The sequence below is a fragment of the Aeromonas sp. 603079 genome (assembly GCF_049172135.1).
In the GTDB taxonomy this organism is placed as follows: Bacteria; Pseudomonadota; Gammaproteobacteria; order Enterobacterales; family Aeromonadaceae; genus Aeromonas; species Aeromonas veronii.
In genome coordinates this window covers 1-16,184 of sequence record NZ_JAAKPX010000006.1, presented here as the reverse complement: position 1 = coordinate 16,184, position 16,184 = coordinate 1, and the positions used below count along the sequence as shown (strand labels likewise).

The 16,184-nt window shown below is 59.8% G+C and carries 13 protein-coding genes; 3 read left to right on the top strand and 10 right to left on the bottom strand.

Annotated elements, in window-relative coordinates:
* The first annotated feature begins 16 nt into the window (after window positions 1–16).
* From rbsB to G5287_RS05480, 3 genes are all read left to right on the top strand, one after another.
* Window positions 17–892 carry a ribose ABC transporter substrate-binding protein RbsB gene (gene rbsB / locus G5287_RS05490; RefSeq protein WP_201932251.1) on the top strand — a complete coding sequence of 292 codons (876 nt, stop codon included), beginning with the start codon at window positions 17–19 and terminating at the stop codon, window positions 890–892.
* Window positions 893–999: 107 nt separating this feature from the next.
* Window positions 1,000–1,932 carry a ribokinase gene (gene rbsK, locus G5287_RS05485; RefSeq protein WP_421230987.1) on the top strand — a complete coding sequence of 311 codons (933 nt, stop codon included), beginning with the start codon at window positions 1,000–1,002 and terminating at the stop codon, window positions 1,930–1,932.
* Complete coding sequence (locus G5287_RS05480) at window positions 1,932–2,936, top strand: substrate-binding domain-containing protein (protein ID WP_421230986.1); 1,005 nt, start codon at window positions 1,932–1,934, stop codon at window positions 2,934–2,936. Before rbsK ends, G5287_RS05480 begins: the two co-directional genes overlap by 1 nt.
* Before the next feature lie 86 nt (window positions 2,937–3,022).
* Here the strand turns inward: G5287_RS05480 and G5287_RS05475 are convergent, their stop codons facing one another.
* The 10 genes from G5287_RS05475 to G5287_RS05430 form a co-directional block, all read right to left on the bottom strand.
* Window positions 3,023–4,672 (bottom strand): diguanylate cyclase domain-containing protein, encoded by a 1,650-nt coding sequence (locus G5287_RS05475; RefSeq protein ID WP_421230985.1) that lies wholly within the window; start codon window positions 4,670–4,672, stop codon window positions 3,023–3,025.
* Window positions 4,672–5,148 (bottom strand): hypothetical protein, encoded by a 477-nt coding sequence (locus tag G5287_RS05470; RefSeq protein WP_149152901.1) that lies wholly within the window; start codon window positions 5,146–5,148, stop codon window positions 4,672–4,674. Before G5287_RS05470 ends, G5287_RS05475 begins: the two co-directional genes overlap by 1 nt.
* A gap of 91 nt (window positions 5,149–5,239) precedes the next feature.
* Window positions 5,240–6,013, bottom strand: a complete 774-nt coding sequence (gene cobB, locus G5287_RS05465) for a Sir2 family NAD+-dependent deacetylase (RefSeq protein ID WP_005336680.1) — start codon at window positions 6,011–6,013, stop codon at window positions 5,240–5,242.
* Between the two features lie 59 nt (window positions 6,014–6,072).
* The gene (locus tag G5287_RS05460; RefSeq protein WP_216978765.1) at window positions 6,073–6,714 is read right to left on the bottom strand and encodes a GNAT family N-acetyltransferase; all 642 of its coding nucleotides are present in this window, start codon (window positions 6,712–6,714) and stop codon (window positions 6,073–6,075) included.
* 3 nt (window positions 6,715–6,717) lie between these two features.
* Window positions 6,718–7,962 (bottom strand): response regulator, encoded by a 1,245-nt coding sequence (locus tag G5287_RS05455; RefSeq protein ID WP_216978764.1) that lies wholly within the window; start codon window positions 7,960–7,962, stop codon window positions 6,718–6,720.
* Complete coding sequence (locus tag G5287_RS05450) at window positions 7,949–11,938, bottom strand: ATP-binding protein (RefSeq protein ID WP_421230984.1); 3,990 nt, start codon at window positions 11,936–11,938, stop codon at window positions 7,949–7,951. The genes G5287_RS05455 and G5287_RS05450 overlap by 14 nt, the downstream gene beginning before the upstream one ends.
* A 15-nt stretch (window positions 11,939–11,953) precedes the next feature.
* Window positions 11,954–12,250, bottom strand: a complete 297-nt coding sequence (ihfA, locus tag G5287_RS05445; RefSeq protein WP_005300715.1) for an integration host factor subunit alpha — start codon at window positions 12,248–12,250, stop codon at window positions 11,954–11,956.
* A 3-nt stretch (window positions 12,251–12,253) separates the two neighbouring features.
* The gene (pheT, locus tag G5287_RS05440) at window positions 12,254–14,641 is read right to left on the bottom strand and encodes a phenylalanine--tRNA ligase subunit beta (protein ID WP_421230983.1); all 2,388 of its coding nucleotides are present in this window, start codon (window positions 14,639–14,641) and stop codon (window positions 12,254–12,256) included.
* A gap of 12 nt (window positions 14,642–14,653) precedes the next feature.
* Window positions 14,654–15,637, bottom strand: a complete 984-nt coding sequence (gene pheS / locus G5287_RS05435; RefSeq protein WP_005336686.1) for a phenylalanine--tRNA ligase subunit alpha — start codon at window positions 15,635–15,637, stop codon at window positions 14,654–14,656.
* Window positions 15,638–16,013: 376 nt separating this feature from the next.
* A partial coding sequence (locus G5287_RS05430; protein WP_421231041.1) for an integrase core domain-containing protein occupies window positions 16,014–16,184 on the bottom strand: 171 nt, incomplete at its 5' end.

The window sequence follows — 16,184 nt, the reverse complement described above, 5'->3', positions numbered from 1 at the left end:
CACAAGGAATGAAATGATGAAAAAGCTCAATACCCTGCTCGCTGCCGCCATCATGTCCGTGCTGGGCACCGCCCAGGCCGCCGATCAAACCCTGGCCATGGTGGTCTCCACCCTTAATAACCCCTTCTTCGTCACCATGAAAGAGGGGGCCGAAGCCAAAGCCAAAGAGCTTGGCTACGAGCTGGTGGTGCTGGACTCCCAGAATGACCCGGCCAAAGAGCTCTCCAACATGGAAGATCTCACCGTACGCAAGGTCGGCGCCATTCTGATCAACCCCACCGACTCCGAAGCGGTCGGCAACGCCATTCGTCTGGCCAACCGCGCCAGAATTCCGGTACTGACCCTGGACCGCGGCGCTGCGCAGGGTGAGGTCAAGGCCCACATTGCCTCCGACAACGTGGCAGGCGGCAAGCTGGCCGGTGACTTTATCACCGAGAAACTGGGTACCGGTGCCAAGGTGATCCAGCTGGAAGGGATCGCCGGTACCTCCGCCGCCCGCGACCGTGGTGAAGGCTTTGCCTTGGCCGTGGCAGCCAACAAGCTGCAGGTGCTGGCTTCCCAGCCTGCCGACTTTGACCGCACCAAGGGTCTGAACGTCATGGAAAACCTGCTGGCTGCCCACCCGACCGTTCAAGCAGTCTTTGCCCAGAACGACGAGATGGCGCTGGGTGCCATCCGCGCCGTGCAGGCCGCCGGCAAAGAGGTGATGATCGTCGGCTTCGACGGCACCGACGATGGCAAGGCCGCCGTGGCCAAGGGTAAACTGGCCGCCACCGTGGCCCAGCAGCCCGCCCTGATTGGCGCCATCGGCGTGGAAACCGCCGACAAGGTGCTCAAGGGTCAGCCGGTGGAAAAATCCATCCCGGTTCCGCTGCAAGTGGTCAGCAAGTAAGTTGATGGGGGGAGGTTCGCCTCCCCCTTTTCACTCAAGGTTTACGGTGCCTCCCGGCCTGGATCCGGCTTTCGTGTCCATGCCAAGATGCATCAGGAGTACTCAACATGAATCGTCTCGTCGTTCTGGGCAGTGTCAATGCAGACCATGTGCTGCGCGTTCCCCACTTTCCTCGCCCAGGTGAAACCCTGACCGGCCACAGCTATCAAGTGGTGCCCGGTGGCAAGGGCGCCAACCAGGCGGTGGCCGCCGCCCGGTTAGGTGCACAAGTCTCCTTTATCGCCCGCATCGGCGATGACGCCATCGGCCACCAGATGAAGACCGGCTTTGCTAAAGACGGCATCGACGTGAGCGCCGTCGAGCTCGACCCCAAGCTCCCCACCGGGATCGCCATCATCTATGTGAGCGATGAGGGGGAGAACAGCATCGGCATCTCAGCCGAAGCCAACGGCGCCCTCACCCCATCCGTGGTGAAAGGCCATGAAGCGATGATCGCCGACGCCCACACCCTGCTGTTGCAACTGGAAGTGCCACTCGAGAGCGTCCATGAAGCTGCACGGCTGGCCCGCGCCCACGGCACCCGGGTGGTGCTCAACCCCGCCCCCGCCCGCCCGCTCTCCGCTGAGCTGTTGGCTCTGGTCGACCTTATCACCCCCAACCAGACCGAAGCGGAGCTGTTGAGCGGCGTCAAAGTCACCGATGAAGCGAGCGCCCGCGAGGCGGCCGCCCGCTTCCACCAGATGGGGATTGCGGACGTGATGATCACCCTGGGGTCGCAGGGGGTCTATTGCAGCAACGCACAGCAGCAACAGCTGATTCCGGGCTTTCGAGTCAAGGCGGTGGATACCACTGCCGCGGGCGATACCTTCAACGGCGCCCTACTGGCGGCGGAACTGGCCGGTGCCGATTTCCACAGCGCGGTGCGCTTTGCCCACGGGGCGGCGGCACTCTCCGTCACCCGCTTCGGCGCCCAGAGCTCCATCCCGAGCAAGCAGGAGGTCGACGCCTTCCTGCTTGAGCAGACTGCACAGGGGCACTGATGGCCAATATCAAGGAGGTGGCGGCGAGGGCCCAGGTCTCCACCACCACCGTATCCCATGTTATCAACGAGACCCGTTTCGTGGCCGAGGAGACCCGCGAGCGGGTCTTCGCGGCCATGCGCGAGCTCAACTATGCCCCGAGTCTGGTGGCCCGCAGCCTCAAGGTGAAGGAGACCAACAGTATCGGCATGCTGGTCACTACCTCCAGCAACCCCTTCTTTGCCGAGGTGGTGCGCGGGGTGGAGCGTTACTGCTTCGAGCAGGGCTACAACCTGATGCTCGGCAACACCGAAGGTCAGGCGGAAACCGCCCTCTCCTACCTCAAGATGATGCTGCGCAAGCGGGTCGATGGCCTGCTGATCATGTGCAGCGAAGGCCAACAAGAGGTGTTCAATCAGCTCGACTGGCTCAAGAGCCTGCCTGTGGTGGTGATGGATTGGGGGCTGGTCAGCGAAGATGTGGATCTTATCGCCGACAACTCCTTCCACGGCGGTTATCTCGCAACCTGCCATCTGATTGAGCTGGGCCATACCGCCATCGGTTGTATCACAGGCCCCCACAGCCGCGCCCCCGCCAACCAGCGCCAAGCTGGCTTTGAGCAGGCGTTGCAGGAGGCGGGTATCACGATCAATCAAGCCTGGATCCAGGAGGGTGATTTTGACTGCGCCAGCGGCCATCAGGCGATGACCCGTCTGCTGGCATTGCCCGAGCGTCCCACCGCCCTCTTTGTCTGCAACGACATGATGGCAATGGGGGCCATCAGTGCCGCCCATCAGGCGGGGCTGGTGATCCCGCGGGATATCTCCATCGTTGGCTATGACAATGTGGCGCTGGCCGAATTTATGTCGCCGCCGCTCACCACCGTCAACCAGCCCAAAGAGGAGCTGGGGCGCCTCGCCGTCACCCGCCTGCTGGCGCGGATCAACGGCGAAGCGGTGGAGAATCACCTGATCACCGTCGACCCTGACCTGGTGATCAGGCAATCCTGCGCCCCTCGCCCCTGATTTTCAGGGGCAACAAAAGAACAAGGCGACCCCGAGGTCGCCTTGTTTCATTCTGTCTCTTGCCGGTGCAATACCGCTTTTTGCCCTCAGGCCAGCGACCTCGTTTCCCTGGTTGCCAGCACTTGCAGTGGCACCAACCCCAATCGTCGGGCCAGCGGTTGCAACAACTCGCCATCTTCATCACCCTGCGGCAGCCAGTAGCGGACAGGCCAGCCGGCTGCCAACTGCGCCGCGGTGGTGCTGCCAATCTCTCTGAGCGCCAGAGAGCAACGCTGCTGCTGCAATCCCGCCAGCAAGACACCATCCGGCTGCAGCGTTGGTATCAGCAACACCAGCGGCGTGCGGGAAGACCCCGGCAGATAGGCCAGTAGATGGGTCAGCTGGGCCTGGTTGTCGAGCGGGACCAGCAGTGCCCGACCATCGGCATACTGCGCCTCGTGCGTTTGCAGCACCCGGGCCAACACGGGCCCCAGCACACCGCACTCCTGCAGCCAGCGCATCTGGCAGGGCACTCCCTGCTCACGCCACTCAAGCGCCAATTGCCACATGTCGTTGCCCTGCCCGTCCGTCAGCGCCTGCAATGCCACTCGCAGCGGTGCAGGCTCGCGCCCCGCTAGCCACTCTCGCAGCTGATGAAGCTGCTGCTGACTCAACTGCAACTGCTGCAGCATGGCAGGCTCAAACCAGCTGATCGCCCCCTCCTGGCTACGCTTGGCCTGATTAAGGGCCAGGATCGCCTGATCCAGCAACCGGGCGGCATCCTGTTGCTGTGCCTTGGCTACCCCGAGCCGACAGGCAAGATCGAAGCTGCACTCCCGGGTCACGAACTCGAAATGGAGCAGATCCACCAGCTCATGAATGGCGGTTTCCAGCGCATCATTCGCCTTGGTCAGCACCACGGCAAATTCATCTCCGCCGAGCCGGTAAGCGTGGCTGCCATGGGCCTGCAGCAGCTTGTTGGCCACCATCTGCAACAGCCGATCACCGACCTGATAACCCAGCAGATCATTGACCTGCTTGAAGCGCTTGAGATCGAGCACCACCAAAGCGCTCACCTCGCCAGCATGCAGAGCGCGAGAGAGCTGTTCCTGCAGGGCACGGCGGTTGCCAAGCTGGGTCAGGGGATCGAGCAGGGCAAGCCGGCGGTTCGCCAGATTGGCGCGAATGAGGGCTGCGACCAGAGCGCCACCGGTCAGCAGCAGGATCAGTTGCCAGATCTGCAGCCAGAACAGGCTGTTGCGGATCTGGCTGACCGAATGCTCCCGCTCCTGGCCGGAGAGGATCTGATCCCCTATCTGTTCGATAAGACGGGTCTGGCTGGCGATCGCCTCCTGCAAGCGGGCAAGCTCAGCCCCCTCGCGCAGCGCACCAGCCTCCATCTGGGGTTCGAGCTGCTTGATCTGCTCGAACAGGGTGGCCAGCACCTTGCCGAGTCCGTGCCGCTGGCGCATCTCGGCGGTCTCGCTGCTGATGAGGAAGATGTCGAGCCGGTTCCACAGCAGATCGTAATCGAGGCTCAGGGTCTCCATCGACAGTCTGCCAGCCCGATAGAGCTGCAGGTCGTAGAGGAAACGCTGGGATTCGAGCATCACCTGGCTGATGTTCCAGTGGACATTGCGGTAGAAGGTATCGACCAGCTGCTCTTGCCGATACTGCAGATAGAGGCTGCTGCCCGACGAGAGCAGAAACAGCAGCGACACCGCAACCAACAGCAGATTTTGGCGGGATAGCCCCATCAATCGACGATCTCGATGCGGGTCACCTGCCACACCATGCAGTTGTGAATGGCAGGCACGTCCAGCTTGGGATAGGTGGTGAACGGGATGAGCAGCCAGAGCGGCCCCTTGTTGCGCCGGGTCAGCGGTTTGCCGTCCTCCTGGCGCACCAGGGTCAGCGGCACGCCGTCGAACAGTGCCAGATCCACCACCTGCTGATAGCCGTTGAGGGCCGAGACGGCGATCTTGCGGGCATCCGGGATCCCTTGCGCCGCCAGCACGGCTGACAGGGTCGGTCCGCGATAGTGGTGGGCACCCTGAGTCCAGGGGGTAGTGGTGGTGAATTCGGTCTGTGGCAAGGCGGAGAGGGCCGACTCATCGAGAGTCACCTGCTGGCCATCTGGCAGTACCAGGGTCATCAGGGGGATGGAGGCCGATGCACTGGCACTGGCCAGCATCAGGAGAAAAAAAGCGATCCATTGCTTTACTGCGGTCATGGTAATTTGCGCCAAATGCGTCCCATTTTTTAAATGGTTGCCAGTGTGGCGATTTCACCGAACCATTGCAACTGTCCCGTCGCACACTAGCTCAGGGACCGCGCATCTCCATCCAGTTGTGTCCCTCGACTTGCCTCGGTTGATGAATGCCGCACGCCTCCAGCAACTCATCGACATAGGCGGGCACCAGCAGGGAGGCTGGGCCATAACGTTTCTCGTCAAACTGGCTGCCCACCTCGCTCGGCTCGAGATTGAGCTCGATGGTGTGCGCCCCGTTCAATCCCGCTTCATGGACAAACCCGGCGGCAGGATAGACAGCGCCAGAAGTGCCGATGGAGATAAAGAGATCGCACTGGGCAAGCGCGCTGTAGATGCGATCCAGCCCGAGCGGCATTTCGCCAAACCAGACCACATGGGGACGCATCGGCTGGGGGAACTGGCAGCAGGAGCAGAGCTCGTCCTGATGGAGATCGCCACGCCACTCGATTACCTGACCGGACTCGGGGCAGCGGGCCTTGAGCAGCTCGCCGTGCATATGGATAAGGTTCTTGCTGCCAGCGCTCTCGTGCAGATTGTCGATGTTCTGGGTGACCAGAGTCACCGAACCGGGCAGCAGTCGTTCGAGGCGGGCCAGCGCATAGTGGGCCGGATTGGGGTGAACCTGGGGCTGTTGCAGCTGTTTGCGGCGGGAGTTGTAAAAGCGCAGCACCAGTTCGGGATCCCGGGCATACCCCTCGGGGGTCGCCACATCCTCGACCTTGTGCTCTTCCCACAAACCGTCGCAGGCACGAAAAGTCTTGATGCCGGATTCGGCAGAGATCCCCGCGCCGGTTAGGATCACGATATGTTTGTATGACTGCGCCATAAGCTGCTCCGTCTATCCCCGCATAATAGTGTGACCTTAGCACAGGGAAAAAAGCGCCACTATTCGCCCTTGGTCTTAAAAGCTTGGCGTGGCTGTGCGGGCAACCACTCATCCAGCACGGTCAGATCGAGCCTGACAAAAACCATCTCCCGCCCGGTTACCAGGGTCAGCGGCAGACCAAGGCGCTTGAGCAAAGTGAGCATGGGACGATTCTGGGCCAGCACCTCCGCGGTCCACTCACAGATCCCCTCAGCTCGGGCCAGCAGTGCCAGCGCCAGCAGAATGCGCCGTCCCGCTCCCTTGTGCTGGAAATGATCTGCCACGATGCAGGAAAATTCGGCACGCTCCGGATGGAGTCGACGCCGGATGGACTGAGCCTGAGCCAGCGGCTCACCGGCAAGATCGGTCAGCAACAGCGAGATCTGGTGTTCGGGATGGTAATTGAGAAACTGGGCCACCTGCTCCGGCGGTGGCCTCCGTTTGGGGCGCATAAAACGCAAGTAGATGCTCTCCTCACTGAGCGCATCATAGGCGGCCAGCATACGGTCAGGATCCACCCCCTGCAGCTCTCGTAGCAGACAAGGTTGGTCGGCGACCTGCATCGTCAGTGGCAGTACCGACCGCGAAGCCGGATGGGGCCAGCCTGCCAGCCCCTTGCAGAGACGCTCCCGATGGATGGGCCAGCAGAGATAACGGGGCACGGGTTACCAGCGCCCCGCAATACCCTGCTCCCGCCACACCTCGGCGTCGAGCAGATTGTAAGGATCATCGAGATAGACGGCGATCCCCAGCTCTCTGACTCGGGCCATAAAGCGTCCCAGCAGGGAGTCCATGGCCAATGACTCTATTTCGGGTAAAAGCGCCTGCCCCAGCAGCAAAGCGCTCAACGGCAAACGCTCCAGCAGATCGAATGGCAAATGCTGGCTGTTATCGAGCAGCAACGCCAGCTTGCTCCCCGCCAGACTCGCTTGCAGTACCAGCGCAAACCGCTCTCCATTGCTCAACAGGTGATCCCGACGATGGATCAATAATGTCAGCTCTGTGGGGCTACGTGACTGATCCGTCAACCACTCTTTAAGTGCCTCCCAGCGGCCGGGTAAACCCGTTACCGCCAGCCAGACCGGATGAGGAGTCGCGGGGCTGGAGAGCAGCCCAAGCTGACCCTGCACTTCCCCCTGCCAACGACGAATTGTTCGACGTTGGCCACTCAGCCGACGCTGACGCAGAGGCCCCAGATAGAGTCCGCGCAGCAACCTGAGCAACTCGTTGCCATCGAGTGGCTTGGCCAGTGCAGCCAGCACATTGAAACCGGCATCGTGCAGCAGACGGCGGGCACCGTCGATCAATGTCTGCTCGTGCGCCGACAAGAGAATGATCGGCAACCCGCTGCGCTGAATTTGCGGCTGGCTCATCAGCAGGCTGATGGCATCCTGCTCCACCAGACTGAGATCACACACCAGCAGACTGATGTCGCCAGCCTCCAACGCAGCAAGACAGGCAGTTTCATCCTGCACCCACTGGCAGGAGAGCCCCAGTTCGGCGATAGCCTGCTGTAACTGCATCCCCTGAAACGGGTGATCTTCTAGCAGCAGTACCCGCTTGGCCGCCAGCCAGTTGTTCCAGTCACGGTAACTGGCGGCAAGTCCTCCCAGCCAATCTTCACCAATGGCATAAATTCCCTGATGATGCTGCAACTCGGGGAAATAGTCCGCCTGCTGGTGAGCGGCAGGATCGTAAAGGGCAATGGCTCCTGCCGCAAACAACCCTTCCCACTGCCAGCAGGCGTCCGGTTGGGTGCGCTGCAAAGTGACATAAGAGGGGAGTGTCGTGCTCTTTGCCAGCTCATGGGAGGCCCGATCAAGCGCATAGAGCAAGACAGGGCAAAAATCTGCCGCCTCGTGCTCTTCCGAGTCGAGCAACGCCAGCAGTTCTTCATCAGTAATGATCATCTTGGGTCCTTTTCGAGAAATGCTGGCTGAACTCATCCAACGCCCGGTTCAAACTGCTCTGTAGAGCTGGATGGGGGGCTTGTTGCCACTCGTCAATCACCGTCACCAGCGCCGTGGCTCCTACCATTCTGGCGGCCCCCTTCAGCTTGTGTAAAGCAGCATTCACGCCAACTTCATCTTCTTCTGTGCAGCAGCGTTCAAGTTCGGCCAAATCATCACGGGTAGCCTTCAGATAAAGGGCAGCCAGTTCATCGGTCAGCAACGAGGCAACCGGCGTCGGGGCGACAGCATTGCTCCCCTCTTTGCCAATATGGCGCAGCAAGGTCGCCAGCACCTTGAGGGCGACCGGCTTGTCCAGATGACCATCGCAACCGCAGGATTGCAGCTCCCTTGCCGCTTGCTCACTGAGATCTGCGGTGATCACATAGACCGGAAGACGGGCCCAACGCGCGGATTTGCGCAATTGCCTGCACAGTTCGGCCCCGTTCATCACCGGCATCTGCAGGTCTGTCAACACAAGATCCACCTGGTGCTTCACCAGCATCTCCAGCGCCAGCTGCCCATTGGCGGCACTGACTACGCTTGCACCGAGTTGCCCCAGTTGCATACAGATCAGCTCCCGGTTGACATCGTGATCCTCAACAAGCAGTACCCGCATACCAAGCCCGGGCTGCATCTCACCCACAGGTTGCTCTGATGTCATCCGTGGCTGGAACAGGCTGATCATGGTGCCCGGCACCCAGGACTCCCCCTGCCATGACCAGTGATACAGACTATCCTCGTCTCTCTCGGCCTGCAGCAGATCAACCGCACGACTGGCAACATGAATACCGAGCCTGGACAACCAGGGCGTGACCCCCAAAACCTCATCGTGAGGCAGTGAGAGGGATAACTGGCGTACTCTTGGCTGCCAATCGATATCTTGCTGAACCTGTTGCAACGGCAACTCGCAGAAGAAGCGGCTACCACCGCCCGGGCGTCCCTCGACATCGATCAACCCGCCCATCTGCTCGAGCAGCTGCTTGCAGATCGCCAGACCAAGGCCGGTGCCCGGCGCCCGCAACTGCCCTTCAACAGCAAACTGTTCGAATGGCATAAAGAGAGTAGGACGCATCTTGGCGGTGATCCCCGGCCCTTCATCATCGACCCCGAAGCGCAAGGTCGATGCGACTACCTCGACCCACAGCACCACTTCCCCACGCAGGCTGAACTTGATGGCATTGGAGAGCAGATTGTGGAGCACTTGCCGTACCCGATGGGGATCGAGAGTCAGCAAGGCTGGCAAGGCGGGGTCAAGCCGCAATCGTAATTGCAGCCGTTTGGATCTGGCCTTGCTCCAGTGCACCGCCGCCACGTGCTCGCACAGCTCGGCGAAATCGGTGGGCTGGGGCGAGAGGGAGAGTTTGCTGTTTTCGTTGCGACTAAAGTCGAGTACATCGTTGAGCAGGCCGAGCAGCTCATCCCCCGCCTGACGCACCCGCGCCAGCGCCGAATCCTGTTCTCTCGACAAAGGGGTGCTGGCCAGCCACTCAAGCAAGCCGAGCATGGCGTTCATCGGTGTACGGATCTCGTGGCTAATCGCCGCCAGGAAACGGCCCTTGGCCTGCACCGCCTGCTGCGCCTGTTCATGGGAGTGCTGCAATGCTTGATCCTGCTCGACCCGGGCAGTGGCATCCTGCATCACCGCATAAATTCGCCAACCATGCGGTTGACTGCGGCCACGGCCATAGAGCTGCAACCAGCGCAGACCCTTGGTCGGATGGTGATAGCGCAGGGTGAATGCGAAGGGTTTGCCAGCCTGCAACATGGCGAACATCTCACGGCTTACCCGGCGGCGATCCTCGCGCTCAAGCATAATGAGCACCCGTTTGGGCTCACGGCGGATCTGCTGGCTCGCCAGCCCCAGCAGCTCGTAACAGCCTCGGCTGATAAACTCGATGGCCCCTACCCGTCCCCGCTCGAACATAAACTGCAGCACCACGCCGGGGACTGTATTGGTCAGGGCACGCAGGCGGCGCTCTGCCTGACGTAGAAAACGGGCCTGCTCACGCAGCACACTGATATCCGACAGGGCGATGAGATCGGTGGCAGGTGCTTGCTTGTCCAGCCGCAGCGGATGCTGGGCATAGGCGAAGACCTGATCCCCCAGCACCAGCTCCCCTTCGCTCTTTTGCGGCTGAACCGGCGGCAGCATCAACTGCTGAGAGTAGCGCAGGGCCAGACGTCGCCCCTGTTTATTGGATTTGATCACCTTGCCCTGGCTGTTGCGCAGATAGACGGGCACCGGCAACGCCTGAAACATGGTTTCCCGCAGCTCGCTCTCGATGGCCAGCGCCTTCTCGGCGGCGTGACGCTGGGCCACTTCCCTTGCCAGTTGCTGGCGGGAACGCCAGATCCCGCCGATGACAATGCCGCTGATCAGCAGTGCCATGGCAATGGAGCCAAACCAGGCGGCGTAGCTCACACCGGGTTGCTGCACGACGAGCAAGCGGCGCCAGCGCTGGTTAAGTTCGTCGATCTGGGTGCTGGTCAGCGCCATCAGGTTGCGATCCATCACACCGGCTAGCTCGGTCTGACTCTTGTTGATGGCAAAGCCTAGGCCGAAACGATCTTCCAGCTCCTCGATATCGAGCCCTTCCAGCAAGTTGGTACGCTGGGGATATTGCAGCTGATATAGCTCGCTCAGCATGGCGTCAGCCTTGCCTTGCTTGATCGCTGCTAACCCCTGCTCGAGGCCGTCGGTGCGAAGCCACTCCTGATCACCAAGCAGGGCGAGCAAGGAGGGATCGTAGAGGGATTCAGGCACCAGAATACGCTGCCGCTTGAGCTGGGTGATGCTATCGGCAGCCAGCTTGCGCTTGCTGATCAAGGCAAACCGATTGGTGGAGATCGTCCGACTGAAAATGAACTGATCCGTCAATGCCGGGGATTCCGGCAAACCGGCCATCATATCCGCCTCACCAAGGCGCAGCTTTTCTACGGCCTCCGCCTTGCTGGCTGCAGGTACCAGCTTGTATTTCAGGCCGGTCTCCTGGGTGACCCAGCGCAGCACATCCGCGCTCCACCCTTTCGGCTCCCCCAGATCATTGACACCGCTATAGGGCATCAACTCGGGATTGACCACAAGACGAATGGTGCGCCCGCGGCCGGATAACCAGGCCTGCTCGGTATCGCTGAAGTGGGGTTGGTTGACGTAGAGCGACCCCTGATCGAGATAACGGGCCAGATCGGTATAGATAGTACCGGCGGGCATATGACGGATCAGGGTGTCCACCAGATTGGCCAACTCAGGCTGATCACGCATCATCAAGCGATAGCTGATGATCCGATCCTCACCAAACAGGCGGCGCAGGCGCAAACCATCGGCAGGAAACTCGCGCATCAGATAGCGCAGTTGCAGATAGTCCCCCAGATAGGCATCACCCTTGCCACTCTGCAGCGCGTCGTAGACCTTCTCTCCGCTTTTTAGGGAAATAATGCGTGCCTGGGGATAGAGCTCGTGCAGCAGGCGGGCAGAGTCTGCCACCGAGTAGACCAGAAAGCGGGCCTGTTTGAGATTTTCTCCCTTGTAGAGGATGGCGGCATCGGTCTCCATCATCGGACGACTTAACCGCATGCCCTCCACGGCCTTCTTGCGGGTTCCGACATAGGGAATGATGTCGCAGTCACCCTCTGCGAGCCCATTGCGCAATGTCTGCCAATCGGGCAACTCTTTGAGCACCAGCGGAATCGGGAACAGCTCCTGCAACCGGGCGAGACGATCCTTGAGCAGTCCCCCCTCGGCCATCAGGTATGGTGGAGGAAGCGTCGCAGGATAGCAGAGCGAAAGCTGACTCAGTGAATTTACATAAGCTTGGGTCACCGGTGCCAACGGCAGCACTGTGGTCTGCAAAGGCTTGGCGTGCAATGGCAGTGCCAGCACGGCACCCAGAAGAAAAATGGGGAATTTGGTCATCTGAAAACAAAAGCCAGGCATCTGCCTGGCTTTTTATCACTCGTTGGGTTCAACATTTTCTACCCTGGCCTTGAGCTTCTGGCCAGGCCGGAAGGTCACCACACGGCGGGCGCTGATAGGAATATCCTCGCCCGTCTTGGGGTTGCGTCCGGGACGCTGATTCTTCTCACGAAGGTCAAAGTTACCGAAGCCTGAAATCTTGACTTGTTCACCACGCTCAAGCGCCTGTCGGATTTCCTCAAAGAAGGCTTCCACCATATCTTTGGCTTCACGCTTGCTCATCCCGAGCTGGGTGAACAGGTGCTCTGCAATGTCGGCTTTGGTAAGCGCCATAGATCAATCCCTCAAGGATGCATTCAACTCTTCACCAAGGGCCCGCACGACATTGTCTACGGTCTCGGCAATCTCTTTCTCCTCCAGGGTGCGCTGGGTGTCTTGCAATACAAGACTGATGGCCAGGCTCTTCTTGTCCTCTGCCATACCAGCACCCTGGTATACGTCAAACAAGTTTATTCCAACTACCTGATTTCCGCCAACTTTTTTAATTACCGCAAGCACATCACCTGCCAGAACCTGACGATCGACTACCACGGCAATGTCGCGACGGTTCGCCGGGAACTTGGAAACTTCGGCCGCAACCGGCACCTTGGCAGGGGTCAGCTTATCCAGCTCCAGCTCAAACATCACCGCGCGGCTCTTGAGGCCCAGCTTCTTCTCGAGGCTCGGGTGGATCACGCCGATGTGGCCGATGATCTCGCCATTGCGCAGGATGGCTGCGCTCTGGCCCGGGTGCAGGGCGCTGTGCTCGGTGCGCTCGAAGGTAAAGGTGGCCCCTTCGGCGGTCAAGTCCAGCACCGCTTCCAGATCTCCTTTCAGATCAAAGAAGTCGGCTGCGCGGGTTTTGATATCCCAGTGTTCGTCGCTCTGGTTGCCAGTGATGATACCGGCCAGCATCGGCTCCTGACGGATACCGTTCTCGGCGCTTTCATCCTTGATGAAACGCAGACCCTGCTCGAACAGACGCACACGCGGCTGCTGACGATTCTGGTTGTAAACAACGGCTTGCACCAGACCCGGGAACAGAGAGACACGCATCGCGGACATTTCGACCGAGATCGGGTTCGGCAGTACGATGGCATCGCTCTGCGGGAACAGGGTTTGCTGGGTCTTGGGATCGACGAAGCTGTAGGTGATCGCTTCCTGGAAACCGCGGTCAACCAGCAGGTCGCGCACGCGCTTCAAGGTCACCTGCCCTTCTGCCTGCTCCACCATCGCCAGAGAAGCGGCGGGTTTCAGGTTCGGGATGTTGTTGTAGCCGTAGATGCGAGCCACTTCCTCAATGAGGTCTTCCTCTATGGCGATATCGAAACGCCAGGAGGGTGCCAGCGCAGTCCAACCGTCAGCATCCACAGTGACCTGCATGCCGAGGCGGGTCAGGATCTCGACCACCTGAGCGTCAGCCACGCTGATACCGATCACCTTGTCGAGCTTACTGCGACGCAGCTTGATGGGGGCCGCTTTCGGCAGATGGGCATCGGATTTGACCTCGATGACCGGACCCGCTTCGCCGCCGCAGATCTCCAACAGCAGACGGGTGGCTCTGTCCATCACCTTGGCTTGCAACTCCGGATCCACCCCGCGCTCGAAGCGGTGGGAAGAGTCGGTGTGCAGACCGTAGGCACGGGCACGGCCGGTGATGGAGAGCGGCGCGAAGAAGGCGCACTCCAGCAGGATGTCGGTAGTGGTCTCGGATACACCAGTGCGGTTGCCGCCGAAGATACCGGCCATGCAGGCAGGACCTTTGGCATCGGCAATCACCAGGGTGGTATCTTTGAGCTTCACTTCGTTGCCGTCGAGCAGGGTCATCGGCTCGTCAGCGTGGGCGCGACGTACCACCAGTTCCCCTTCCAGGGTAGCCAGATCGAAGGCGTGCATCGGCTGACCGTATTCCAGCAGCAGATAGTTGGTGATGTCGACGATGGCGTCGATGGAGCGAATGCCGCCACGGCGCAGCTTCTCTTGCATCCAGAGCGGGCTCTGGGCCTGCAAGTTCAGCCCCTTGATGACGCGGCCCAGATAACGGGGGCAATCAGCTGGTGCTTCAACCTGGATCGGGAAAGTTGCATCAATAGTGGCAACAGCTGGTGCCCAGGTCGGCTCGACCACGTCGACGCTGTTGAGCACGCCGATTTCACGGGCCAGACCGGCGATACCGAGACAATCGGCACGGTTCGGAGTCAGATCAACATCGATGGAGACGTCGTTCAGATTGAGGTAGTCACGAATATCGGTACCGATGGGGGCATCGGCCGGCAGCTCGATGATGCCATCGGCTTCAACGTCGATACCCAGCTCACTGAAAGAGCAGAGCATGCCGTGGGACGGCTGACCACGCAGTTTGGCTTTCTTGATGGTGAAATCACCCGGCAGGGTCGCCCCTACTTTGGCCACACACACTTTCAAGCCCTGACGGCAGTTTGGCGCGCCGCAGACGATGTCCAGCAACTCGGCCTCACCCACGTTGACCTTGGTCACCCGCAGCTTGTCGGCGTCAGGATGTTGGGCGCACTCGACCACTTCACCCACCACCACATTGTTGAACTGGCCAGCCACCGCTTCCACGGCGTCCACTTCCAGACCGGCCATGGTGATCTGCTCGGCCAGCGCGTTGTCACTCAACTCGGTGCGGACCCACTCCATCACCCAGGATTTACTGAATTTCATGTTCTCTCGCCCTTACTTGAACTGCTTGAGGAAGCGCAGGTCGTTTTCGAAGAAGGCACGCAGGTCGTTGACCCCGTAACGCAGCATGGTCAGGCGCTCAACGCCCATGCCGAAGGCAAAGCCCGAGTATTTTTCCGGATCGATGCCGACCGAACGCAGTACGTTCGGGTGAACCATGCCGCAGCCCAGCACTTCCAGCCACTTGCCGTTCTTGCCCATTACGTCCACTTCAGCGCTCGGCTCGGTGAACGGGAAATAGGAAGGACGGAAGCGAATGGTCAGGTCTTCCTCGAAGTAGTTGCGCAGGAAGTCGTGCAGAATGCCCTTCAGCTCGGTAAAGCTGGCATGCTCGTCAACCAGCAGGCCTTCAACCTGATGGAACATCGGGGTGTGGGTCATGTCGTAGTCGTTACGATAGACGCGGCCCGGTGCAATGATGCGGATCGGCGGCTGCTGATGCTCCATGGTGCGGATCTGCACACCGGAGGTGTGGGTACGCAGCATCAGATCAGGATTGAAGTAGAAGGTATCGTGATCGGTACGCGCCGGGTGATGAGCCGGAATATTCAGCGCATCGAAGTTGTGAAAGCCATCTTCAATCTCGGGACCACGGGCAACCTTGAAGCCCATCTCGCCAAACAGGCGCTCGATGCGCTCGATGGTGCGGGTTACCGGGTGCAGACCGCCATTCTCGATGCGACGGCCCGGCAGGCTGACATCGATGGTCTCGGCAGCCAGCTTCTGGTTCAGCACAGCAACTTCGAGCGCTTCACGACGCTCGTTCAGCGCATCCTGAACCTGCTGTTTGGCCTGGTTGATCACGGCGCCCGCGGCGGGACGCTCTTCGGCAGACAAGGCACCCAGGCCCTTCATCTGCTCGGTAAAAAAGCCCTTTTTACCCAGATATTTGACCCGGATTTCGTCGAGGGTCGCGATATCGCTCACGCCCTCAATTTCGGCTCTGGCTTGGCCGACTACTTCTTCAAGCTGTTGCATGTCTTCCTCGTCACCACTCCCGATACAGGAGCCTTTAGGCTAAATAAGGTCAAGAGGGGAATAATACAAAAAAAGCCCCTTCGCTGACCATAGTTAAGGTGGGCTTTTCTCCCTACAAATCATTTTGTTATATCAAGCGAGTCTCATCGATTTACCGTCACTCTTTAAATAGTAGAATAAAGACATGGTTTGTTGGCATACAATCCATTTATAGAACTAGTGATCTCCCACATGTCACTTTGTATGGAGAAAACTGTAGCGCGTGTAAAACAGTGGACAAAACGTGGACGGGAGAAAGAAAAACGTGATGTAAAACCGTGAATGACATGTCTAGTCCTGAAATAGGTTTACACATTTTCAACTAGCATTTTTCTACTCAGAACCCCCTATGTACCGCATCGGGGGTTCTGTATTTCAACGCATGATGCGGCCGCTCCACGTTGTAAATATCCACCGCTTCACGCACCATCTCCCGCGCTTGCGTCAAATCCTGCGGGCTTTGCAACAACAACTCTCCTTTCAAAATCCCGTTCACCCGCTCCGCCAA